The 266-nt window shown below is 59.0% G+C and carries 1 pseudogene; it reads left to right on the top strand.

Annotation, left to right across the window (positions count from 1 at the left end):
• Window positions 1-53: 53 nt before the first annotated feature.
• Window positions 54-266: pseudogene (locus tag PQR02_RS40950) on the top strand (group II intron reverse transcriptase/maturase); the annotation flags it as partial.

Here is a 266-nt window from a genome sequence, read left to right as displayed (position 1 = left end):
TAGGAAGCTGCGTGCGGCGGAAATTCGCGTCAGCTTCAATCTGGACGGACGCTATGTTGGCTGCTCTACAAAACGGAGTTAAAGGAGGTAAGTGGCATAGTCTGATCGACAAGGTGTTTCGCCTGGACACGCTCGCGCTGGGGTGGGCTCAGGTCGAGAAGAACGCCGGGGCGGCGGGAGTGGACCGCATGAGCGTGAAGCGATTCGCGCAAGCGCGGGACCGCTACCTTGCTGAACTGGCGCAAGCATTGCAGGATGGTAGCTAT

Source organism: Paraburkholderia sediminicola, from assembly GCF_046026895.1.
Taxonomy (GTDB): domain Bacteria; phylum Pseudomonadota; class Gammaproteobacteria; order Burkholderiales; family Burkholderiaceae; genus Paraburkholderia; species Paraburkholderia sediminicola_C.
The sequence above is the reverse complement of the archived record's forward strand: the minus strand, read 5'-3'. Positions and strand labels throughout refer to the sequence as shown.